This window comes from Psychrobacter alimentarius (assembly GCF_001606025.1).
Taxonomy (GTDB): Bacteria; Pseudomonadota; Gammaproteobacteria; order Pseudomonadales; family Moraxellaceae; genus Psychrobacter; species Psychrobacter alimentarius.
On record NZ_CP014945.1, the window covers coordinates 2,537,965 to 2,562,278 of the forward strand.

The following is a 24,314-nucleotide window of genomic DNA, read 5'->3' on the forward strand; positions in this document are numbered from 1 at the left end:
TAGTCTTAATTAAACCAAACTATTTACCGCCTCAACCACAGCGTAAGTCGTAATACCAAACTCTTTATATAGCTCGTCTGCTGGCGCAGATTCACCATAAGTCGTCATACCAATGACTTTGCCATCTAGACCGACGAACTTGTACCAATAATCCACATGCGCTGCTTCAACTGCAACGCGAGCACGGATGTTAGCAGGCAATACCGCTTCACGATAGCTAGCATCTTGCTCTACAAAAATCTCTGCACATGGCATAGATACCACGCGTACGCCAACACCATTTGCGCTCAACGTTTCGTACGCTTCCATCGCAAGGCCCACTTCTGAGCCAGTAGCGATAATGATGGCTTGTATCTCGCCTTGCTCTTTCGCTAGTACATAACCACCTTTGGTGATATTGGCTACTTGCTCGCTATCACGAGCTTGATGTGGCAAGCTCTGACGACTAAAAATCAATGCAGATGGATTGCTTTCTGATTTGATCGCTTCTACCCAAGCACTGGCAGATTCAGTCGCATCACAAGGACGCCATGTACGTAGGTTTGGCGTAGTACGTAGGCTCGTCAATTGCTCAACTGGCTGATGCGTTGGGCCATCTTCGCCCAGACCGATAGAGTCATGCGTATAGACGTGGATGACGCGCTGCTTCATGAGTGCGCCCATGCGTACTGCGTTACGCGCGTATTCCATAAACATAAGGAACGTCGCCACGTACGGGATAAAGCCGCCGTGTAATGCGATACCATTGGCAATCGCCGTCATACCGAACTCACGCACACCGTAGTAGATATAGTTGCCATCAGCGTCTTTTTCGATACCTTTAGCGCCTTTAAATAGCGTGAGGTTTGAGCCAGCGAGATCCGCTGAACCGCCTAATAGTTCTGGCAATAATGGCTGCAAGCTATTGATAGCATTTTGACTGGCTTTACGGCTAGCAACATCGCCACCCGCTTCTTGCGTTTGCTGAATATACGCTTGCGCTTGGCTTGCAAAATCTGCTGGCAACTCGCCATTTAGACGACGTGACAGTTCTGCTGCAAGCTCTGGATAGGCTTTTTCATAAGCGGCAAAATCTGCTTCCCAATTCTTTTGTTGTACATCGCCTTTTGGTTTGGCATCCCATGCTTCATAGATTTCATCATCTAATTCAAATGGCGCATGCGTCCAAGCTAAGGCATCACGAGTTAATATGATTTCGTCATCACCGAGTGGTGCACCATGGCTTGCTGCTAGGCCTTGTTTGTTCGGGCTACCTGCACCGATCGTGGTCTTGCAAATGATTAGACTTGGCTTGCTAGTCTCTGCAATCGCTTGCTCAGTTGCTTGCGTGATAGCATCAGTATCATGACCGTCAACTTTGATGACTTGCCAGCCATACGATTCAAAGCGCGCTTCGGTATCATCAGTGAACCAACCTTCGACATTGCCATCGATCGAGATACCGTTATCATCATAAAAGAATACGAGCTTGCCAAGACCTAACGTGCCAGCCAGTGAGCAAACTTCATGACTAATACCTTCCATCAAGCAACCATCGCCTAAGAATGCATAGGTATGATGGTCAACAACATTATGCCCGTCACGATTGAACTGCGCCGCTAATGTTTTTTCAGCAATGGCAAAACCAACGGCATTAGCAATACCTTGTCCTAGTGGACCTGTCGTGGTTTCAACCCCTGGCGTATAACCAAGCTCAGGGTGACCTGGGGTTTTTGAATGTAACTGGCGAAAGCCTTTTAGGTCATCAACACTAACGTCATAGCCTGATAAATGTAGCAATGAGTAGATAAGCATTGAGCCATGACCGTTTGACAGTACAAAGCGATCACGGTTATGCCACTGCGGATCAGCAGGATTATGCTTTAAAAATTTACGCCACAACACTTCGGCAATGTCGGCCATACCCATTGGCGCACCTGGATGTCCAGAGTTGGCTTTTTGAACCGCGTCAAACGACAGCACACGGATGGCATTGGCTAGTTTACGTTCGTTAATTGGGGTAGGCATAGCATGTCCTAATATTAAAGGAAAGTTTATTTGATTAAAAAAGGTTCTTGAACTGAATTTGCTTGGATATCTAAATAGGTGGCTCATTATAAACTAAGTAGCAACAATTTTTCCTGTTACTCCTAGTCCACAACTTGATCGGGTCACATAATAAAAAATCAATTGATTATTAATGACTTCAATATAATGTTTCTCAAATTCTCGATAACAAACATACTGAAGCCATCTCTCTTCCAAATAATCTGCCATTTGCTGATAGCTTATATTATTTGCAAATTTGCAGCGCAACGTAAGCATACAATTTGCATCATCATGGCGTTCTTGATCAAGAAAATCGCAGCCAACGTTGTTTTCCTTACAACAGAAAAATACATTGGCATCTATTTCAAAACCTAACAAATTGTCGCCGCTGCTTTGACCATAGATGAGATATTGTGAGTAATTCAATTCATCAACTATGTTCAAGATCTTCATGACGTTACTAACTTCAAATTTCAATACGCTCAGCACCGCCCATAAATGGACGCAGTACTTCTGGAATGTTGACACTACCATCAGCGTTTTGATGGTTTTCCATAACTGCTAACAGTGTACGACCGACTGCTAAGCCCGAACCGTTTAGGGTATGCGCGAGGCTGGTTTGCTTGCCATCTTTGACGCGTGTGCCCATACGGCGCGCTTGGAAATCGCCACAGTTAGAGCAGCTAGAGATTTCACGGTAAGTGTCTTGGCTTGGCAACCACACTTCGATGTCATAAGTTTTCTGCGCTGCAAAACCCATATCACCCGTACATAACTGAACGGTGCGGTATGGCAAATCAAGCTGCTGCAAAATATATTCAGCTTGTCCTGTCATCGCCTCTAGCAACTCATTAGATTGCTCTGCGGTGCCAACATTGACCATTTCCACTTTTTCAAACTGATGCTGACGAATCAGACCACGCGTATCACGACCATGTGAGCCTGCTTCACTACGGAAACAAGGCGTATGCGTAGTGAATTTTAGCGGCAACTCTTTGATATCCAAACGCTCACCGCGTACCAAGTTGGTCATTGGTACCTCTGCTGTTGGAATCAGATAAAAGTCCATCTCGTCATTATTAGTATGATTGGTTAATTTAAACAAATCATCTTCAAACTTAGGCAGCTGACCTGTGCCTTTTAAGCTCTCTGAATTGACAATATAAGGCACGTACATTTCAGTATAGCCATACTTGACGGTGTGGGTGTTTAGCATAAACTGAATCAGTGCGCGATGCAGTTGCGCAAGCTGCCCTCGTAGCACGTTAAAACGGCTACCCGTTAGCTTAGTCGCTGCTTCAAAATCCAGCATGCCAAGCGTTTCGCCAATATGCGTGTGATCTTTTATCTCAAAATCAAACGTACGCGGTGTACCCCACTTGCGTACTTCGACATTATCGTCTTCTGACGTACCGACTGGCGCATCTGCCGCTGGAATATTGGGAATCTGCAATGCCGCTTGCGTGATACGTTCTTGTAAAGTGCGCAGCTCATCTTCAGCCGCCTTGATCTCTCCACTGACTTGCTGCATCTCATTAAGCAGCTCAGTTGCATCTTCGCCTGATTTTTTTAGCGCGCCCACTTGCTTAGCACCAGCATTACGTTGCGCTTGTAGCTCTTCAGTCTTGACTTGCAAGGATTTACGCTCGGACTCAATCGATTGCCAAAACTCCATATCAAGCGCGTAGCCACGAGTGGCCAGTTGTTGCTGTAAATCGCTTAAATCGCCACGTAAGAGTTTCGGATCAATCATAATAGTTGCCTGTCACACTGAGAGTGAATAAGAAGTTAAAACATTATTGGTATAACCATCGGTCAGCTCATAGATATCACTACGCTTGATAGACCAATCATTATCTTGTCATGCTGCCCTATTTTTATCAAAACATAGGGCAGACGCTATAATACCAAGACCCAGCAGATTTGACCATGTTTTGGTCAAACTTTGCGCGTTTTCTAAATACGCTGTTTTGCTTCACATATTTAATTTCTAGCAAACCTGTTCTGACGATAAATCACGCTTCAGCCTACAATTATTCTCAATTTGCACCGTCTGGCTCAATTAATAGCAATAATGTGCGCTCTATCGGTGAAGAGGATGGCTTATCTGTTTCATTTAGGGGCACTTTTCGGTAAGATAAGCGCATACTATTTTTCGATATCTGGTCAAATATGGCATTGCTGCTCTAATTTGACGATTTAAACCCAACGCTTTTCATACAAGTATTTGAGAAACCTTTATGGCCTTGTACCCCTACACGCTGCAACCTGTCGCCTTAAACATCACCGAGGCTGAATTTCACCAAGCACAGTACGAGCTTTTTGCCAGTGCTAGCCCTTCTTTTGGTTTAAAAACCATTAAGAAAAAAGAATGGATCATCATGGCAATCGTGGTGATATTAGCAGTTACAGGGCTTGTTTTTGTCACTGGCTATTCCACCATTATTTTTTGGTTGATGATGGTTGCCGTGGTTATTTATCTATTGGTTCGTACGCTTGGCTTTAAATGGTATGTCAAACGGGAGTTTGAGAAACAAGTGGCCGATCAAGAAATGCCTGATGAGATGCGCCAAATGAAATTGGGTGTGCAAAAACATGGTTTGGTGATGGCAATGCCAAGCAACCAACCTGAAATGATGAAAAGTAATCAGATGCGCGGTATGCAGATGCGAGCTGGCTCTACTCAGCAAGCCGTTATACCTTGGAGCGCTATTAAAAGCTGGGATGAGACTGACGACTATATTTTTATGATGTTTGAGATGAAAGGTCAGCAAGGTAGCCAAATCTTGCCAAAACGCTTGCAAGCACAGAAATTCCCCATTGACACCGTACGTCAACACTTACAAGAAGTAGTTGCCGTTAAAGGGTTAAATCCTGAAAACTTAAAACCGCCAGTGTAAAGCAAAACCTCCCTTTTATCGTTCATGTAATAAGCGATAAAGGGGATATCGTTGTTAATAAGTACCAGTAGTCGCTTGGATACATGTTTGTTTGGATTGCAATTTTATTAAACCATAATAATTTGTAAAACCAATCGCATTATTAAATTCATTGAATTTAACTTATAGAAAGTTATTTGTTATTATAATAAGCATCAAAAGAAGGGTAAAAAGCTTTATTGATTCAAACGTACTTTATTAACTCTGGTTCAAAAAACTTTAACATTATAAGTCGCCATATATAAAGTATGTATGGTAATACAGCAAGCGAGTTGTTACACTTTTAATCTTCTTTAAGCCTGCTATATCAACACTCACACTATAAGGATAATATTATGAGTCATACTAATAACGATACAAACCAAATTGGTCTAGAAACAGCCGACATGAGCGGTATCATCACGAAGCTAAACGGTCTGTTATCAAGCTATCATACGTTTTATATCAACGTGCGTGGCTATCATTGGAACGTGAAAGGCGAGCATTTCTTTTCATTACATCCTAAGTTTGAAGAGTTATATACTGAACTACAATTACAGATTGATGAGATCGCAGAACGTATCCTAACGCTAGGCGGCACACCGCTTCACGCTTATAGCGACTTTGCTCAGTACACAACCATCAAAGAAGATAAAAATGTCAAAGATGGCAAAACCTGCGTAAAAGGCATTGTAACTGGGTTACAAACACTGATTGAAGAACAACGTGATGTGTCAGCCGCAGCGCAAGAAGCAGAAGATCAAGGTACAGCGGATTTAGTCGATGAATATGTGCAGCTACAAGAAAAGCATGTATGGATGTATAATGCCTTTTTGGGTTAATAACCCGCTTAAATAGTCCCTTGTATTCATAACATCAAAGAATTCATGGCACTAAAAAATATGTAGCATAAGAAAAAAGCACCTTAACAGGTGCTTTTTTTGGTCTCAAACTTGATAGAAGTAACGCGTTATTTTTGTACCCACTGACGCATTTTTTCACGCTCAGCTGGCGTTGCTTGTAACCAAATTTGCATAAACTGATCCAGCTTATCCGTAGATGCATTCATGTTTGTGGTTTGAGTGGTAGAAGTAACTACTCCAGCACTCATGTTATTTTGAGTATTTGTCGTTGCTGGACTGATCGCGGCAATAGCGCGCTGATTTTGCATTTCAGCATCACCTGCGCCATCAAATACACCGCCTAGCGCTTTACCTAAACCTGCAAACAAACTACCCTGACTGCCCGCCATCGCCTTTTGACTTGCGATTATTGTGCCGTTCTGCTGTATCGCTAGCGTCGGTTGTTTGGCATATTCTTTGGCAGCTTGATACTCTTCTGGCTGATTTAGCATGACAAGACGATAGTTTTGGTTGTCTGCCAATTCTGCGACGACACTGACGTTACCAGAGCGCAAGTAGTCATGTTCATCACGGCGCAAGTCATATAGACGATCGTATTTTGCAGTAATTGCGTGACGACCCGGCTCAAGAGTAAACTCTTTGGTTAGTGGCTGAAAAATACTTTGCTGCAACTCCTGTCCATTGATAGCAGTTACTTTTATATGATCATCAACGGACAAAGTGACCGCGGCTTGTGACAGCATAGGAACGGACGCAGCAGCAACAAGTAACGTGCTGAGAGTCATTTTTTTTAGCAAAGAAGCGTTGGATTTCATAAAGGGTTCCATTAATAGTAAAAGCGTTTTGGATAAAAAAATGGGTGTTCTTAATACTAAAAATCGAGGGGCATTGTATGCTGCTCTTGACCAGCCGCATCGTTATCTACTTGTGTTTCTTGTGCAATATCAGCAAGCTCAGCTGCGAGCGTCTGCTCATCAATAGTACGTAGAGCGTCGCTGATGACTGCTTTGGATATATTACTACGCCCAAGGTTAGAGAACATCGGCTGAATATAGTTAAGTACTTCCATCATGGCCCCAATACGATGAGGCCCCTCTGTTAGCAAATGATCAATAATTCGATCATCAAACTGCCAGCCACGACGACGTAAAATAGACTGTAACAATGCCTGACGGTCAGCAAGATCATGACCGTTAGGGACTTTAAACGTAGGCGCTTGTGCCAAACGAGTCATCAAATCTCTTAGCTGAAATGGCAAATCACCAGCAGGCGTATTGGCCGCAAACAACAACTGACGTTGCCCTTCACGGCTGCGATTAATCAGGTGAAATAAGGCTTCTTGCCACTGACTGCTTTGCTCTAACACTTCTAAATCATCAATGGCAATCAGATCAAAGTTCTCTAAAGAGGACAGTACGTGCACATCCGTATGAATCAGCTCATTGAGTGACAAACAAATCGCCGACTTGTCCATCTCAATAAACGACTCACAAATAGCAGACAGCAGATGAGACTTACCCGTGGCAGGACTGCCAAACAGATATAGCTGACCAATCAGGCCGACATGGAGTTGCCGTACTGCGTCAATAATCGACATCCAACCCGGACCGGCAAAGTCGCTTAAACTTGCATCATGCTTAATGTCCAGATTGAGACTTAGCTGTGCTTCTGCCATGAATCATCAACTCGTTTTGCGTAATGCAATATAATAAAAAGGAATAGAGTATCAATATTTTTAAAGGTACGAACTGCTCTGATACTATTTAGTATGAACTATCTAATGCGAATTACTTGCTACCGATTGACAGCGTTCATAAATTGTCTTTTTTTAAATGTAAACCACAGGCGTATTTACTAAAATGACGCTTGTGCCTGACATGCTTGATAGCAACTTATACCATCAATACTGCGCCTATATATAACATATTTGCAAAATGACTGACAAGTCTTTTACAGATTAAGGTTGAATAGGCGCTGCTTTCCTACCTTGCCATTCGTCATCAAGACTCCATGGCCCAATTGACTAACTAATGACCTACCTACTCTTTTTTAAACAAAACCAGTTGTTTACGGCCTCTATAAAAATCCGTTGAGCGATAGTAAGCGTATAAATGGCGGAACAATACATTAAGCACAGCAGAAACGGGCAAGGCAATCAACATACCAACGAAGCCCAACAGGCTGGCTCCTGCTAGTACAGCAAAAATAACCCATAATGGTGATAAACCGATTTTATCCCCTAAGAGCAATGGCTGTAGAATATAGCCTTCTGCTGCCTGCCCGACCAAGAACGCACCAACAACCAACGCCAAATATGTCCAATCTAGTCCAAACTGAAATAGACAGGCGATGATGGCGGCAATAAAACCAATACCAAAACCCAAGTAAGGAACAAAGCTTGCAATACCTGCAACCATACCAATGATAAGTCCAAGCTCAAGCCCAATCAGTTGTAGCTGTACTGCGTAAATAGCCCCTAGTAGCACCATCACCAGTAACTGACCTTTGATAAAAGCCATCAGCGCACGATCACATTCTTGAGCGATATGAATAATTCTTTCGCAATGAGAGGCAGGGAGTGCCATCTTCCATGTATGCAAGCGCTTGTCCCAATTAAATAAGAAATAGAAGGTCAGAATTGGTACAAGTACAATAAGTCCTGCGTTGTTGATAAAGATCATACTCGATGCAATGACTTGACTCATCAAGGTACTGGCATCTGAAAATTTATAATTCGTTTGCATATAATCTAGCAAAGTATCAGAAAACTCTTTGGACTCAAGCCTTGGCAGACGCATGGGAGTGTTAGCCACAAACCATTCACGTACCACTTGATTGTACCAATTCAGCACTTTAGGCAAGTACTCCCACGCGGCTTGCAACTGATACCACAATGTCGGGACTAACCACCAAAGTAGTAATGCCATCCCAAAAGTAATGGTGGAGTACACAATGATAATCGCCACCCAACGTTTGAGATACTTTGACAAACGTCTCACCAGCGGATTGAACAGGTATGCAAGTACGAAAGCGACGACAAAAGGCATAATGACCGGTAGCATCAAATATAATAAATAAATAGCGACAACCAGACCAACGACAATAAATAAACGCCGAAAAAAGGGATCTATTGGTTGGTTTATCATGATAAGCAATCCTATGACAGGGCTAATTTAAGACATCGGCGTGATTGAGTAGATCTTATATCTATTGAGTAACACCAGTATAATAATGAGCCGTTATTGACAATAAATTTAGCGTTCCATTATCGCAGAGTCCAAAAAAAAATCCGTCATTTTTTTGTTTCTTGACGTCTGATTGATGAGTTATAGCAAATCCTAGTGAAAATCAGCCAAATATCGGCAAGTTGCTTTGCGAGTGAGGGGCATTTTTGGGTATAATGCGCGCACTATCAGCAAAATTAACATGACCGATTCGCTTTTCTACTGACTGACCTTCATTCCCCTATAAAATTGTGAGATGACCATGAGTAACAAGCCTTCTTTAAGCTACAAAGATGCTGGCGTTGATATTGATGCTGGCGATGCGCTGGTTCAACGTATTAAATCAGTGGCAAAAGCCACCTCTCGTCCTGAGGTTGTGGGCGGACTTGGCGGCTTTGGAGCGCTTTGTCGCATTCCAACTGGTTACACGTCGCCTTTATTAGTATCGGGTACTGACGGCGTTGGTACTAAGCTCAAATTGGCCTTGCAGCTAAATCGTCACGACACAATCGGTATCGACTTGGTCGCTATGTGCGTCAATGATTTATTGGTATGCGGTGCAGAGCCGTTATTCTTTTTAGATTATTATGCAACAGGCAAGCTTGATATCGATACCGCTGCTACTGTGGTTACTGGTATTGGTGAAGGCTGTAAGCTATCAAACTGTGCATTGATCGGCGGCGAAACGGCTGAGATGCCAGGCATGTATCAAGATGAAGATTACGACTTGGCCGGATTCTGTGTGGGTGTGGTTGAAGAAAGCGAAGTCATCACGGGTGAAAATGTTGCTGAAGGTGACGTACTGATTGCACTTGCTTCAAGTGGCGCGCACTCTAATGGTTACTCATTGGTTCGAAAAGTCATCGAAGTAAGCGGTGTTGATGTGACTAGCAGCGATGAGCAGCTAGATGGTCAACCTATCCAAGACGCACTAATGGCCCCTACTCGTATCTATGTAAAGGCCATCAAAGCCTTACAAGACACTCTTGGCAGTTCAGCTTTACATGCGATGTCTCACATCACAGGTGGTGGTCTGACCGATAACTTACCTCGTGTCTTACCAGAGAATTTGGCCGCCAGTATCGACACCAATAGCTGGCAGTTCTCAGAGCTATTCACTTGGTTGCAGACTCAGGGTAATATCGAACAAAGCGAGATGTATCGCACTTTTAACTGCGGCGTTGGTTTTGTCATCGTTGTTCCTAAAGACAAAGCTGAGAGCGCAATCAAAACGTTAAACGATGCAGGCGAGAAGGCATGGCAATTGGGTGAAATGGTCAATCGTGACTTCGACGCGGTGGTATATCGTTAATGCCTGTTGATATCAAATCTGTTGACACCATGCCCATAGATACTGTGTCGACTAATCATCCAAACCAAACGCTCAAACCATTACGAGTGGCGGTTTTGGTCTCTGGTAGCGGCAGCAATCTACAAGTCTTGATCGATGCCATGCAAGCCGGCGCGCTACCCATCGAGATAGTTGGGGTGATTAGCAATCGTGATGACGCTTATGCCATCACACGTGCCAATGCTGCCTCTATTCCAGTGGCCGTGTTGTCACACGTTGCTAGTGGCAAGCGTATGGGTATCAAAACCTTTGAGCGCCATGCCAGTGAGCAGCTTCAAGCATGGCAACCAGATCTCATTGTGCTGGCAGGTTTTATGCGGGTATTGAGTGCCTCATTTATCAATAACTCACCAGCACCGATGATCAATTTGCACCCTTCTCTACTGCCTGCCTATAAGGGTCTTGATACGCATAAACGCGTCATACAAGCAGGTGAGTATCATCATGGTTGTAGCATTCATGTGGTGACCGCTGAGCTTGATGCTGGAGCCGTTCTGACCCAAGCTGTCCTATCTTTGGATCAAAAAGATACGGCTGAGAATTTGCAGAAGCGTGTCCAGAAGCTTGAGCATCAATTGCTACCTTGGACCGTTTTATTATTGGCAAAAGGCGTATTATCATTGAATCACGGTGAGTCAAATAGTCAGGCCAGCACTTTTTTACCAGCTTTGCCTTTGAAACTGTATCTAGACAGTTGATGGGATAATAAGATAAAAAATTATTATTCAAAGACAGTTAAACAAAAAAAGCCCAGTCACTTATGACTGGGCTTTTTGATATATAAGTTAATAAGCAGTATTTATTAAAAATTGGTACTACCTTTGCAAGTATTATTTACCATCAAATACATGTACTGCCTTAATATTGACAAATTCTTTGATACCAAATCCACCATGTTCACGGCCATGACCTGAGTCTTTAACACCGCCAAATGGAAGTGCTGGGTTTGCAAGACCGTAACCATTGATGTAGACCATACCTGTATCAAACTCTTCACGAGCTAGGCGAATCGCTTTCTCTTCATCTTTAGAGAAAATTGCGCCACCCAAGCCATAACGGCTGTCGTTAGCAATACGCAAAGCATCGTCTTGATCTTTGGCACGTATTAGTGATGCCACCGGTCCAAACAATTCGTCGTCATAAGCTGGTTGGCCTTTTTCAACGTTCTCTAAGATAGTTGCTGGGTAGAAGCTGCCTTTACCTTCTGGTAAGGTACCACCTGTTGCGATAGTAGCGCCTTTTTTCACACTTTCTTCTACTTGCTCATGCAACTTCTCTTGCAGATCTTTGCGAGCTAATGGGCCAATGTTTGAGCCATCATCCATTGGATCGCCTGTTTTTACGTTCTCGAACTTTTCAACGATGCGCTGACGGAAGTCATCATACAGGCTATCAACAACGATGAAGCGCTTCGCGGCCACACAAGTTTCACCATTATTAATCAGACGCGCTTGAGCACAAGTTTCTACTGCGACATCTAAATCGGCATCTTCTAGGACGATGAATGCATCGTTTGAACCCAACTCTAGAACCACTTTTTTGATGGCTTTTGCAGCTTGCTGACCAACGATACTGCCTGCACCATCACTACCTGTAAGAGTCACACCGCGTATTTTATCATGACCAATCAATTCTTCTGACTGATCGTGATCGATTAAGATAGTGCGGAATAAGTCATTTGGTAAATCAGACTCGTGGAAGATTTTTTCAATCAATAGGCCTGAGCCAGTCACATTTGCTGCATGCTTAAGTAAAATACTGTTACCAGCCATCAGATTGGCGATGGTATAACGGAATACTTGATATGCTGGAAAGTTCCAAGGTTGCATACCGTAGATCACACCAATAGGCTGATAGGTAACGATACCCTTTTTCATGTTTTCGATTTCGCGCTCATCATCTGCAAGAGCAGTAATACCATTCTCGGCAGTATAATCACAAATGCCTTTACACAAATCTACTTCTTGCAAGCTCTGGCTATAAAGCTTACCACGCTCTTCAGTCATCAATTTAGACAACTCTTCTTTGTATTTCATCAAAGTATCGCCAATAGAGTTGATCACTTTCGCACGCTCTTCATGACTGGTTTTACGCCATTCTAAAAACGCTTCGTGCGAGGCATCAACAATCTTATTGACCTCATCTTTACTCATGTAATTGTATTCTTTAATATTTTCGCCCGTTGCTGGGTTTACCGTAGTAATATCTGCCATGACTTTTGTCCTTATTATTAGGAATTTTTATTGGTTTAATTGCTTCGTTATTTAAGAAATGTATAGGATTGAGTTATGAATTATGCATCTTTCTACAAATATAGATAATGTTGCTGGGCTTAATAATAAGCCTTGTACGTATCTTTTTTCTTAAAGTGCAATCATCATAACAAACTGTATGAGCAGTAGTTTTACAAGTTATGAAGAAGTGTGCATAAGATGTTAATAATGTGACTGTCTTATTAACTACGCCTTAAATATTTTTTTTGACAGAATTTGGACAACAAAAAACCAGCTTGTTCGCTGGTTTTCTATTTAATGATAAAGCAGAAATATTCGAAAAAGCTGCGCCATGCCTTAAAAGATTCCTTTCGTATTAAAACAAGTGATTGGTCACAGGAATATCTTGTGGCGGATTCTCTTCTTCTGCGACCACCTGACGAGCCACATGCATGATGAGCTGACGCAACCAGCGATGAGCAGGATGGTGCTGTAATAACGGTGACCATGCCATGGTTAGCTCAAATTCAGGAATAAAAAATGGCGGCTCTTCCATCATAATACTGTCATTATTGGCCTGCATTCTTGCCACACGAGTCGGCAAGGTTGCAATCAAATCTTTATTGGCGGCAAGCATCGCAGGCATTTGATAATGGCGAGTAAAGACACTGATTTGACGTTTTTGACCCAAGCGCTGGAGGGCTTGATCAATAGAGCCAAGACCACCAGACTTTTCTGGATTGACACCAAAACCGACGCCCATACCCGTTTTAGATACCCACACATGCTGGGCTTTTAGATAGTTTTTTAGATTAAAGCGATTGGCATAAGGGCTTTCAGAAGACAGCAAACAACTAAAGGTATCACGCCATACTAATACTTGATGAAAACTTTGGGGGATTTCATTAAAGCGATTGATTGCCAAATCCACTCGACCCTGCTCCATATCACGATAAGAGACGTCAGATGGGGTCAAAAAGTCTAAAATAACGTTGGGCGCTTCAGAACGCAGCGCCTTAACCAATTTGGGTACTAATGTCGCCTCTGCATAATCTGACGTCATAATACGAAAGACACGCGAGGTGCTATAAGGGCGAAACTCTGTGCGTGGCTCTAATACTTGTGTCAAGTCAGCAAGTATCTCACGAATACGAGGCTGCAATTCCAAGGCGCGTTCCGTTGGCGTCATGCCTTCTGAGGAACGCACTAATAATGGGTCATTAAATAACTTTCGAAGACGACGTAATATATTACTCATCGCAGGTTGGGTAATTCCAAGCTGCTCAGCTGCCCGAGTGACGTTTTTTTCTCGTAGCAACACATCTAAATGTACCAATAGGTTTAAATCTACCCGCTGCAAATTCATATATATGTCTCTTAGCCTTTGGATAAATACCATAAAAAACTTGGTATTTTTGGTGCTGTTTCAGTTGTTTATAATTTAACACAGCGAAATTTTACTGTTTTTCGGTCAAATTCATACAGTATTTGTCAATTATAACTCAAATTACCTACTGTAAGATACTGTTTTACATACATTATAATTAAATAAAATACTAAAGATAATAATCATAAATTAGATAAATCTTAGTGACACAGTTATAGTGAGTCTCATGGATGATTTGTGACACAGACAATAAAAATTAGGTAAGCATGCCGATGCTATTTTACAGACTGAAACAACCATTCAATATATTAGGATATTTACCTTAACTAAAATATTGTTGGCTTTCATACTAGAAGTATCATTAGTTAAGGCGTTTATGACCAGCAACTTATCGTCAAAACTGTCTGTTATTGTACCATCTCTTACTGTCAGTTATGCCCTCATGGGGCGATAAATAGCGCAAACGCCTCAGAATATGCGAACAGAACCCATCTTCTTCGATATATCGCTAATTATTTCTAACTGCTGAGTTCAGTAATTGCCTTGTATTCATTGCTGGGTTTGTTTAGTGTAAATAAGACGTTGACCAATAATTTATGGTTACGCTGGCTCTAAATGAGATGTCAATACCGTTCGTAGCAAGTCTAAATATATACTTTTTAGTAAAACTGAATTTTTTAGTCATACCCAATTGTCACTATTTTAGCACTTAATTTATTTGTTTTTCATACCCCACCAAGGAGACTACAGATGTCAACTGCATATAAATCAGCGATCGACTTAGTACGTGAATTAAAGCAAAAGCACGGTAACTGGCAGAACATTAGCGAGACTGATGCAGCACGTATGATGTCCCAAAACCGCTTTAAAACAGGTTTGGATATCGCCAAATATACTGCAAAAATCATGCGTCAAGACATGGAAGATTATGACAATGATACGTCTCAATATACCCAGTCTTTAGGGGCATGGCATGGCTTTGTGGCACAGCAAACCATGTACGCTAAGAAAAAATATTTTGGTACTACAGCCAAAACCTACATTTATCTATCAGGTTGGATGGTAGCGGCCCTACGCTCTGAGTTCGGTCCTCTACCTGACCAATCTATGCATGAAAAAACATCAGTACCCAAACTGATTGAAGAGATTTACACGTTTTTACGTCAAGCAGATGCCAAAGTATTGAATGATTATTTCCGTGAGCTAAACGCTGCTGAAGAAGCAGGTCAAGACACCTCAGCTATCTTAGAAAAAATCGAAAACTTTGATTCGCATGTAGTGCCAATCATCGCTGATATCGATGCAGGTTTTGGTAATGAAGAAGCCACTTACCTATTGACTAAGCAGATGATCGAAGCGGGTGCTTGTGCGATTCAGGTTGAAAACCAAGTTTCTGACGCTAAGCAGTGTGGTCACCAAGCGGGTAAAGTAACCGTACCGCATGAAGACTTCATCTCTAAGCTAAACGCTATTCGTTATGCTTTCTTAGAGCTTGGGGTTGAAGACGGTGTGATCGTTGCTCGTACTGACTCTGAAGGCGCATCACTAACGCAAAAAATCCCAGTATCAAATGAGCCAGGCGATCTTGCTTCTAAATACATCGATTTTATCGAAATGGAAGAAGTCACGCTTGAAGATGCAAAAGAAAATGACAGCTTACTTAAGCATAACGGCAAACTAGTACGTCCCGTTCGTCTACCAAACGGCTTATACCAGTTCCGTGAAGAGACCAACATTGACCGTGTTGTACTTGACTGTGTGACTGCGCTAGAAAACGGTGCGGATTTACTATGGATCGAAACACCAACTCCAGACGTAGAACACATCAAAATGATGGTTGACCGTATCAAACAGCAGCAGCCAAAAGCGAAATTGGTATACAACAACAGCCCATCATTCAACTGGACGCTTAATTTCCGTAAGCAAGTCATCGCTCAGTGGGAAGAAGAAGGCAAAGACATCTCGGCGTACAATAAAGCGGACTTGATGAGTGCTGATTATGACGGTACTGAGCTTGATGCAGCAGCTGACATCGCCGCTAAGAACTTCCAACGTGATGCATCACGTGAAGCAGGTGTATTCCATCATCTAATCACGCTACCGACCTATCACACTACCGCTCTAAGCGTGCATGAGCTTGCTAAAGGCTACTTTGGTGAAGAAGGTATGCTTGCTTATGCCGCTGGCGTACAACGTAAAGAAATCCGTGAAGGCATCGCTTGTGTCAAGCACCAAGCAATGGCAGGTTCTGACCTTGGTGATGATCACAAAGAGATTTTCTCAGGTGACAACGCGCTAAAAGCAGGCGGCGGCAAAAACACGATGAACCAGTTCTAATCACCAATATCTATAATCCTACGTTACAAAAAAAGCCGCTCTACTTAAGATAGAGCGGCTTTTTTGTTGCGGTTTAAACACTCATAGAGTGGTAGACTAATAATCATTATTCAGAATTACTAGGAGCCATTATGCAAGAGATAGAGCTGAAGTTTTTGGTGCCAGAATCACGACTAAAAGGGCTGATGCGTCAAGTACAAGTCAAATCTTCAAAGCTGACGCAACTGGCGGCGCATTATTACGACACTCTTGACCAGCAGCTAGCAAAAGCAGGTATTGGTTTGCGTATTCGCAAAGAAGGGGATGCTTGGGTACAAACCCTCAAAGCTGGCGGCGATGGTATTGCAGCACGTCTAGAACATAATGCCATACTAGATAACGAACAGGTACAGGCAATGCTCGATAACAATGCGCTCATGCCTGATTTAGGCATTTATAAAGATACGCCCGCTGCCGCTGCTTTCGATGGCTTCAAGCTTAAAGAGTTGGCCAAAAAACTGACACAACGCTATGTCACCGATGTCGAGCGCACCACACGGTTTCTAACAGAAAAGACCAGTGACGCCCTTGAGGATAGTACAGATAACTGTATCGAGGTCGCTTATGATCAAGGAGAAATCATCCATGGTGAGGACGACACCCAACGAGAAGCCATTCAAGAAATTGAGTTTGAATTGATATCAGGTGATTTAGACTTTTTATTTACAACAGCCAAAGCGTGGTGCAAACGCTATAAGCTCAGCCTCTCTACCGTGACCAAAGCTGAGCGCGGTGGACTACTTATTAGAGGGCAATCTCATAGCCAAGCGATTGGCGCAAACCTTAATGAGCTAAACGTCAGTCGAAAAACCAGCCTGCCTACTTTTGTGCGCGCAGCTGTCCATAATTGCCTCATCCAAATTCTACCCAACAGCAGTGCCATCGTCGCCGGTAGTACTGACCATGAGCATATCTTGCAGTTTTACATTGGTATCGACCGTTTGCTGACGGCAATAACAACATTTGCAAGCTTCTCTGATGAGATCAATCCTGATTGGCAGCCTATTCTAAAGCAAACCTTGACCCTACTTGATGACTATCGTGAGCTGACATATCTAGCAGAACACCTTGAACCCCAGTTGCAAGAACTCGGCGCGCCTGCAACTGACTGGACAACAGACATTGATACGCTCAAAATCAAGCCAATGGATGCGGTAAAAGCCAATGACTTTCAGCTGATATTGCTAGAGCTGATAGCCTTCACCATGAGCGATCCAAAACTGGAACCTCAAAATGACAAACTGGCCATCGATAAGCTGGCTAAAATTCTGTCTCAGCAATACAAAGACTTGCTCAACCTTGATAAAAAACGTGATGATATAGAAAATAGTGAGATTGACGATACACAAAGCTTAGAAGCAGAAATTTCAGAAATGAAAAGCGATGATTCAAAAAGTAGCGATGAAGAGCATCCTCAATATGAATTGTACCGTCAACTAAAAACACTACGCTATATGAGTGAATTTTCTGCACCAGTATTTCATAAAAAATCGTCTAAAAAGAAAACCAAGCTTTGGCTCAAGAATCTGACAAAAGCGCAAAAAGCCTTGAATAAATATCAGGCTTATACACAATATCAGCAGCGTTATCAGCTAAAATCCGCATCGGACAGCAACGCGTTATATGGCGCAGGTTGGATAATAGCTGCCTTAGAAAAAGACCACCAACGTGCTGAGAAACGTTTAATGAAACTAAAAGATGGAAAAAAGTTTTGGTAAATATAGATATGGATAAATAACCCATGCTATAAAAAAGACAGCTTCTTTTATAGGAGCTGTCTTTTTTTAAGTACTATTTGTCGCTAAGTGTTATTTGCTGCTTAATATTTGATTGTCTAAACTCAGTTTAACCCGCCATGATAGTCACGGACACGCCCTCTTCTACCTGTTCAAACAGCTCAACGATGTCTTCATTGCGCATACGTACACAGCCATGTGAGAGTGGTACACCCATCGGCTCAGTGTCTGGGGTTCCATGAATATAAATATAACGCTGATAAGTATCACACACGCCTTGAATGTTGCTGCCTTTATTCACACCCTCCTCAAGACCACTTAACCATAAGATGCGGCTCAGTATCCAATCGCGCTCAGGATGAAGCTCGCCAAGCGCTGCATCATATTTCTCACCTGTAGGTACACGTCCAACGAACACAGAGCTTATAGGAGAGTCACCCCCTATTTTTTTTGCAATGACATGCTGACCTAGCGGCGTACAACCACTATCTTCTTGGCTACCAATACCGTTTTTAGCCGTAGAGACTGGGTACTTTAGTATTTTTTTTTGTTGCTGATATACCGTCAATGTTTGCTCAGCAATATTGATGATTAATTGTTTATCAGAGTTTTGATGATGATTCATAAACACGTCCAGTGGTTATCGATAGTATGACTTACGACATTTTTGATAAAAATCTGTGAAAATTTCTATTATCAAGGGATTGTAACCAGGCTTTTGGCACCGTAAGATAGAAGCACACTTTTTGATGCTAGCAGATTATGACGACTATTTCACCGACACGTGTGTCGATGTATGATTTTCTATATCAAGATACCAAGCCTATGCTGTCACTATTGGCAGATGCGGCGCAGCTTTCACTCCCTCAAGCTCGTCTAGCTATGGATGCCAGTTTACAGGCTATTGTAAGCGCCTTACTTGTTTATCAACAGCATCATAAAGGGCAAGCCGTCAGTAAAAAACTATTTGGTCGCGCAGCGGTCAAAGAACTGCGGCAATACAATTCTATGAATTTTGTGACCATCAATGCGACGTTATACCATCGTCAGGACGCCGCCGATGCTATCTTTCATGACAATGAATGCGTGATCAAAGCCAGTGAACACATCGCCTCAAACATTGATGCAAAAATACCGCAAGTTCAAATTTTATTGACATCCTTGTGTGTGGTCGTGCTGCGTGAATTGGCTATTTTGACAGAGTACAGTCAACTTGATCATGATGAGATTAATAAGTGGTTTGCCTTGCAGCCACAGTTTTTGTCAGCGAAACGTTTTGATGTGAGTCAGCCAGATTTAGCATCAGCTGAATCGGTAGCCGTCAGCCCTGATAGCATAGAACAATCCACATTATTAGAGAGTAGTTCAGACACAGAACAAAACGCTTCTGATCTACCTCTTCTAAAGGCTGAGCAGCTGTTAGATACCCCGCCCGCTTTTGACACTTATTGGTATGAGCTTACCTCATTCAAACCTGAAAATCAGGAACCTGTACAAGACATGCAGATGGCAACAGGCAATTATCTAAAAGCCATCGGTCGCTCCCCTGATAATCTACAGCAAGGACGCCATAATGACATGCTGGTATTTGCAGACATGCCAGCCATTGCCTTACCGCATCAACGTTGGTTATTACAGTTGGCAAAAATATCTGATATCTACCTTAGTCGCAACCGACTGCGCGTGAATTCTGAGCCTGTCAATCCACCCAAACCCCCACTAGTTAGTTTGGGATTAATCGGTGGTAACAACGACAACATTCCTGCAACGATCAGTGAAAAACCGATTGAATACGATGCCGCAACGCCGCTTTGGAAAAATCCGGTCATTCTTATCATTATCCTCGTCATCAGTACGCTGGGTGCGCTTGCCACTCTTAAATATCAGACTCAAAAGTCCAATGGTCACATTCTTGCGACAGAAGAAGTATTAGAGCAGGAAGTCATTAAGGAACGTCAGCAGCAAGATGTGGCCATTGTCAGAGTAGATGATGAATCTAGCACTGAAGAAATAGCAACAGACAAATGAGGCCATATAGCGACTAAAGAAAAAAAATGAAAACTCATTTTGCTAACGATCTATTACCCATAAAAAAACAGAGGCACTATGAATAGCACCTCTGTTTTTATTGATTAACGTCTACTCAACTATAATGTCGTGTAAAAGCTTATTTTGATAAGTCACGACCACGGCTGGCTTCGATAGCAAGACGGAGACCATTTAGACGGATAAAACCTTCTGCATCCTTTTGATCGTAGGCACCTGCATCGTCTTCAAAAGTCGCGATTTTTTCGTCAAACAATGAATCATCTGACTTACGGCCGACTACGCTCACAGCACCTTTGTATAGTTTGACACGCACAGTACCGTTTACGTACTCTTGAGACTTGTCAATCAATGCTTGCAACATCATACGCTCAGGGCTGAACCAATAACCATTATAGATGATTTTTGCATAGCGTGGCATCAACTCATCTTTTAGGTGAGCCGCTTCACGATCTAGCGTCAATGACTCAATACCGCGATGCGCTTTTAGCATAATCGTGCCAGCTGGTGTTTCGTAGCAACCACGTGACTTCATACCAACATAACGGTTTTCAACGATATCTAAACGACCGATACCGTGCTTACCACCGATCTCGTTTAATTTAATCATGACCTCAAAAGGCTTAAGCGCTTCGCCATCGATTGCAACGATATCGCCTTTTTTATACTCAAGCTCTAAGTATTGTGCTTCGTCAGGTGCTTCTTCTGGACTGACTGACCAGCGCCACATGTCATCTTCGGCTTCAGCATACGGATCTTCTAGCACACCGCCTTCATATGAAATATGAAGTAAGTTGGCATCCATTGAGTAAGGAGATTTTTTTGTGCTACCTGCATAATCAATCGCAATGTCATGCTCTTTTGCATATTGCATCAAGCTTTCACGGCTAGACAAATCCCACTCACGCCAAGGTGCAATCGTTACCACATCTGGTGACAAAGCAACTGCACCCAGCTCAAAACGTACTTGGTCATTGCCTTTACCCGTCGCACCATGACTGATGGCATCGGCATTGTGTTCTTTAGCAATTTCAACCAAGCGCTTAGCAATCAATGGGCGCGCGATAGAAGTACCTAGTAAGTATTCGCCTTCATAAATGGCATTGGCACGGAACATTGGGAACACATAGTCACGAGCAAACTCTTCGCGCAAATCTTCGATGTGAATATTTTTAATACCCATGGCCTTGGCTTTAGCTCGGGCTGGCTCGACTTCTTCACCTTGACCGATGTCAGCGGTAAAGGTAATCACTTCGGCATCATAAGTTTCTTGTAGCCATTTAGCGATGATTGAGGTATCAAGGCCACCTGAATATGCCAATACGATTTTATTAATATTTTTTGGATCAAGCTGAGCCATGAACAACTCCTATTATGAGAATGTAGCGTTAGCGATAGCGCTAAGGTTGAATCAAAAGATGAATTACTTGCTCAGTGTACATCATATTTACTATAGGCAAAAGTCTAACTGCCATTAGGCGCTCGCTTTTGGTTTAAATTCAAGCATTACATTTTGGACGGCTTTGTCAAAACCATATGTCATAAAGATACACAAAAGACAGCTAAACGAATTATCTACCTATATTTGGTCGCATATTTAGTCAAGTAGGCAAATCTGTTATGATAGCACTACAGTACTCCCTCCTTTTTACTTCCATATATGACGATATAGAGCGCGACGACATTATGACTGATTCGATTAGAGAGTTGACCCTCCTCCAGCCAGACGATTGGCATATTCACCTGCGTGATGGCAAAGCTTTGAGCACTACTGTACCGCATGCAGCCAACAGCTTTAATCGCGTGATTTGTATGCCAAACCTAGTACCACCCGTTAAAAACGCTGATGAGGCGCTTGCCTATCGCACTCGCATCTTGGCGCATTTACAAGCCAGTGATCTGAATGCTGAGCGAAAAACAGCGTTTGATCCACGCATGACTTTGTATTTGACAGACAATACGACGGCACTAGATATCGAAACAGCGGCTAAGTCAGGAATCGTTCAGGCAGTCAAACTGTACCCTGCTGGAGCCACGACCAACTCATCTGATGGTGTGACTAACATTAATGCCTGTGTTGATGTCTTTGAAGCATTAGAAAAGTACAATCTGCCCTTACTACTTCATGGTGAAGTAACCCAAGATCATGTGGATATTTTTGACCGCGAGAAGCGCTTTTTGGACGAAGTATTGGGACAAATTATTGCCAAATTCCCTACATTAAAAATCGTCATGGAGCACATTACCACAAGTGATGCGGCAGACTTTGTATTGGCTCAAGGCAATCATATTGCTGCTACTATCACACCGCAACACTTAATGTTTAACCGCAACCATATGTTGGTCGGTGGCATCAAACCACACTTTTATTGCTTACCTATTTTGAAGCGTGAAAGTCATCAGAAAGTTTTGTTAGACGTTGCAACAAGTGGCAATCCTAAGTTCTTTTTAGGAACTGACTCCGCCCCGCACGCAACAGACAAAAAAGAAGCGGCGTGCGGTTGTGCTGGCTGTTACAGCGCTGAGACGGCTTTACCATTATATGCCACCGCTTTTGATAGTGTGGGCAAGATAGATAAGCTAGAGGGCTTTGCCAGTCGTTTTGGGGCGCAGTTTTATGGCCTACCCCTAAACGAAAGTAAAATAACGCTTGTCAATACGCCAATGCAAGTACCTGCAAGTTATCCTTATTTTGACGGCGGTTCACTAACGCCGCTTATGGCTGGTGAAACGTTGCCTTGGTCTATCAAAGCATAGAGCAGACTCAGTAAAACATTTTTACTTTATCCTACGATATGAGTAATCTCCTTATATAAAGGAATATGGCTTTTATCGTAGGAGATCTCTTTGTTTATTTAATATAACAGTACGACTGATAAAAGCGATTTAACCTGATATGACCATTCAAAATGATGCCGCCTTAACTGATACCCATTCAACACACCACTTAAATAGCACACCTGATAACGACTCAAGTATCCCTACTGAAGATACTGTGACAGAAGAACGAGCGCCACTGAGCTTAAAAGACCGCTTTCGTAAGTTTTTGCCAGTTGTGGTTGATGTAGAGACAGCAGGTTTTAATGCACAAACGGATGCGTTGTTAGAAATTGCCTGTATTCCTATCTTATTAGATGAAGAAGGTGTGTTTTATCCAGGCGATGCGTTTAACGCTCATATCGAGCCGTTTGAAGGTGCAAACTTAGAACCAAGCGCTCTTGCCTTTACAGGTATCGACCCGACCAATCCGATGCGTAAAGCAATTGCTGAAGATGAAAAAACAGCCTTACGCCGTATTTTTAAGGGACTAAAAGAAGTACGCCGCGCAGAAGACTGCCGTCAATGCGTCTTAATCGGACACAACGCGCACTTTGATTTGTCTTTTTTGAATGCCGCAGTACTACGTACCAATAGTAAAAGCCATAACCCTTTTCATAATTTTTCAGTGTTTGATACCGTTACATTATCAGCACTGGCATTTGGTCAAACTGTATTAGCACGCGCTTGTAAAGCAGCAGGACTGGATTTTGATGGTAAAGATGCGCACTCGGCGCTATATGACACACAAAAGACAGCTGAGCTGTTCTGCTACATTCTCAATCATTACCCCATGCTATCGAATATGATGCATGCTGAGCCTACCAAAGAGTCATCAGCAGATAATGAAGAGGAATGAGGCACTCTCACACATCATATATTGCTAACCACGCATAATAATGCTATTTGTAATACTTAATAACTTTATAGAGGTCTAAGTTGGCAGCACTGGTTTGAGCGAAGAAAAATATGCAGACTTAATGGGAGGGACGTTATCATGGATCCACAATTTAAGTTATGGGGCACCATCATCGGTTATATGTTGCTCGCGCTGACTATCAGTACTTGTACTTCTTTATGGATTCGGTATCATTTAAAGCGTAAAGACCTACATCCTCGTCGCGCACTCAAAAAAAGATATTTAATTGCAAAAAGGCGGAAAAAAAGTCTTGACAGAAAACGCAGAGGCTATTAGAATACGCACCACTTCAGCATAAATGGTGAAAGCAGTTGAAGTGTTGTTACTAGTCCCCATCGTCTAGAGGCCTAGGACACCGCCCTTTCACGGCGGTAACGGGGGTTCGAATCCCCCTGGGGACGCCACTATTCGGCGTCACTTATTAGCAAAACTGCTA

The 24,314-nt window shown here is 42.7% G+C and carries 19 protein-coding genes and 1 tRNA gene; 10 read left to right on the forward strand and 10 right to left on the reverse strand.

Going from position 1 to position 24,314, the window contains the following annotated elements; genetic code table 11:
* Positions 1-9: 9 nt before the first annotated feature.
* From tkt to serS, 3 genes are all read right to left on the reverse strand, one after another.
* Positions 10-2,007, reverse strand: coding sequence for a transketolase (tkt, locus tag A3K91_RS10385; protein WP_062845193.1), 1,998 nt, complete (start codon positions 2,005-2,007; stop codon positions 10-12).
* A 93-nt stretch (positions 2,008-2,100) separates the two neighbouring features.
* Entirely contained in the window at positions 2,101-2,481 is a 381-nt protein-coding gene (locus tag A3K91_RS10390) for a hypothetical protein (protein WP_062845194.1), read from the reverse strand.
* A gap of 13 nt (positions 2,482-2,494) precedes the next feature.
* The gene (gene serS, locus A3K91_RS10395; RefSeq protein WP_062845195.1) at positions 2,495-3,781 is read right to left on the reverse strand and encodes a serine--tRNA ligase; all 1,287 of its coding nucleotides are present in this window, start codon (positions 3,779-3,781) and stop codon (positions 2,495-2,497) included.
* 487 nt (positions 3,782-4,268) lie between these two features.
* On the opposite strand from serS, the gene A3K91_RS10400 reads away from it, so the two are divergent.
* Complete coding sequence (locus A3K91_RS10400; protein ID WP_062845196.1) at positions 4,269-4,928, forward strand: YcxB family protein; 660 nt, start codon at positions 4,269-4,271, stop codon at positions 4,926-4,928.
* Between the two features lie 374 nt (positions 4,929-5,302).
* Positions 5,303-5,788 carry a Dps family protein gene (locus A3K91_RS10405; protein WP_062845197.1) on the forward strand — a complete coding sequence of 162 codons (486 nt, stop codon included), beginning with the start codon at positions 5,303-5,305 and terminating at the stop codon, positions 5,786-5,788.
* Between the two features lie 128 nt (positions 5,789-5,916).
* Here A3K91_RS10405 and A3K91_RS10410 read toward each other — a convergent pair whose 3' ends face one another.
* From A3K91_RS10410 to A3K91_RS10420, 3 genes are all read right to left on the reverse strand, one after another.
* Entirely contained in the window at positions 5,917-6,624 is a 708-nt protein-coding gene (locus A3K91_RS10410) for a DUF2057 family protein (RefSeq protein WP_062845198.1), read from the reverse strand.
* Positions 6,625-6,680: 56 nt separating this feature from the next.
* Positions 6,681-7,484: a DnaA regulatory inactivator Hda gene (hda, locus tag A3K91_RS10415; protein WP_062845199.1), complete on the reverse strand. Its 804-nt coding sequence runs from the start codon at positions 7,482-7,484 to the stop codon at positions 6,681-6,683.
* A 364-nt stretch (positions 7,485-7,848) separates the two neighbouring features.
* The gene (locus tag A3K91_RS10420; protein ID WP_062845200.1) at positions 7,849-8,955 is read right to left on the reverse strand and encodes an AI-2E family transporter; all 1,107 of its coding nucleotides are present in this window, start codon (positions 8,953-8,955) and stop codon (positions 7,849-7,851) included.
* 340 nt (positions 8,956-9,295) lie between these two features.
* Here A3K91_RS10420 and purM point away from each other — a divergent pair, with 340 nt between their 5' ends.
* Together purM and purN are read left to right on the forward strand one after the other, a co-directional pair.
* Complete coding sequence (gene purM, locus A3K91_RS10425; RefSeq protein ID WP_062845201.1) at positions 9,296-10,345, forward strand: phosphoribosylformylglycinamidine cyclo-ligase; 1,050 nt, start codon at positions 9,296-9,298, stop codon at positions 10,343-10,345.
* A 29-nt stretch (positions 10,346-10,374) separates the two neighbouring features.
* Entirely contained in the window at positions 10,375-11,082 is a 708-nt protein-coding gene (gene purN, locus A3K91_RS10430; RefSeq protein WP_062845980.1) for a phosphoribosylglycinamide formyltransferase, read from the forward strand.
* A gap of 132 nt (positions 11,083-11,214) precedes the next feature.
* On the opposite strand, the gene A3K91_RS10435 is transcribed toward purN, so the two are convergent.
* Both A3K91_RS10435 and A3K91_RS10440 read right to left on the reverse strand, forming a co-directional pair.
* A complete protein-coding gene (locus A3K91_RS10435; protein WP_062845202.1) occupies positions 11,215-12,597 on the reverse strand; it encodes an NAD-dependent succinate-semialdehyde dehydrogenase in 1,383 nt (460 codons plus the stop codon).
* A 376-nt stretch (positions 12,598-12,973) separates the two neighbouring features.
* The gene (locus A3K91_RS10440; protein WP_062845203.1) at positions 12,974-13,963 is read right to left on the reverse strand and encodes a LysR family transcriptional regulator; all 990 of its coding nucleotides are present in this window, start codon (positions 13,961-13,963) and stop codon (positions 12,974-12,976) included.
* 771 nt (positions 13,964-14,734) lie between these two features.
* On the opposite strand from A3K91_RS10440, the gene A3K91_RS10445 reads away from it, so the two are divergent.
* Both A3K91_RS10445 and A3K91_RS10450 read left to right on the forward strand, forming a co-directional pair.
* Complete coding sequence (locus tag A3K91_RS10445; RefSeq protein ID WP_062845204.1) at positions 14,735-16,321, forward strand: isocitrate lyase; 1,587 nt, start codon at positions 14,735-14,737, stop codon at positions 16,319-16,321.
* A gap of 131 nt (positions 16,322-16,452) precedes the next feature.
* Positions 16,453-18,078, forward strand: coding sequence for a CYTH and CHAD domain-containing protein (locus A3K91_RS10450; RefSeq protein WP_062845205.1), 1,626 nt, complete (start codon positions 16,453-16,455; stop codon positions 18,076-18,078).
* 127 nt (positions 18,079-18,205) lie between these two features.
* On the opposite strand, the gene A3K91_RS10455 is transcribed toward A3K91_RS10450, so the two are convergent.
* Entirely contained in the window at positions 18,206-18,721 is a 516-nt protein-coding gene (locus A3K91_RS10455) for a L,D-transpeptidase (RefSeq protein ID WP_062845206.1), read from the reverse strand.
* A gap of 137 nt (positions 18,722-18,858) precedes the next feature.
* Between A3K91_RS10455 and A3K91_RS10460 the strand changes: the two genes are divergently transcribed.
* Entirely contained in the window at positions 18,859-20,124 is a 1,266-nt protein-coding gene (locus A3K91_RS10460; protein ID WP_062845207.1) for a hypothetical protein, read from the forward strand.
* Positions 20,125-20,263: 139 nt separating this feature from the next.
* Here the strand turns inward: A3K91_RS10460 and A3K91_RS10465 are convergent, their stop codons facing one another.
* A complete protein-coding gene (locus tag A3K91_RS10465; RefSeq protein WP_062845208.1) occupies positions 20,264-21,502 on the reverse strand; it encodes an argininosuccinate synthase in 1,239 nt (412 codons plus the stop codon).
* A gap of 326 nt (positions 21,503-21,828) precedes the next feature.
* On the opposite strand from A3K91_RS10465, the gene pyrC reads away from it, so the two are divergent.
* From pyrC to A3K91_RS10480, 3 genes are all read left to right on the forward strand, one after another.
* Complete coding sequence (gene pyrC, locus A3K91_RS10470; protein ID WP_062845209.1) at positions 21,829-22,899, forward strand: dihydroorotase; 1,071 nt, start codon at positions 21,829-21,831, stop codon at positions 22,897-22,899.
* Positions 22,900-23,038: 139 nt separating this feature from the next.
* Positions 23,039-23,818, forward strand: a complete 780-nt coding sequence (gene rnt, locus A3K91_RS10475; RefSeq protein ID WP_084387333.1) for a ribonuclease T — start codon at positions 23,039-23,041, stop codon at positions 23,816-23,818.
* 388 nt (positions 23,819-24,206) lie between these two features.
* Positions 24,207-24,282, forward strand: a tRNA-Glu gene (locus A3K91_RS10480).
* Positions 24,283-24,314 lie beyond the last annotated feature (32 nt).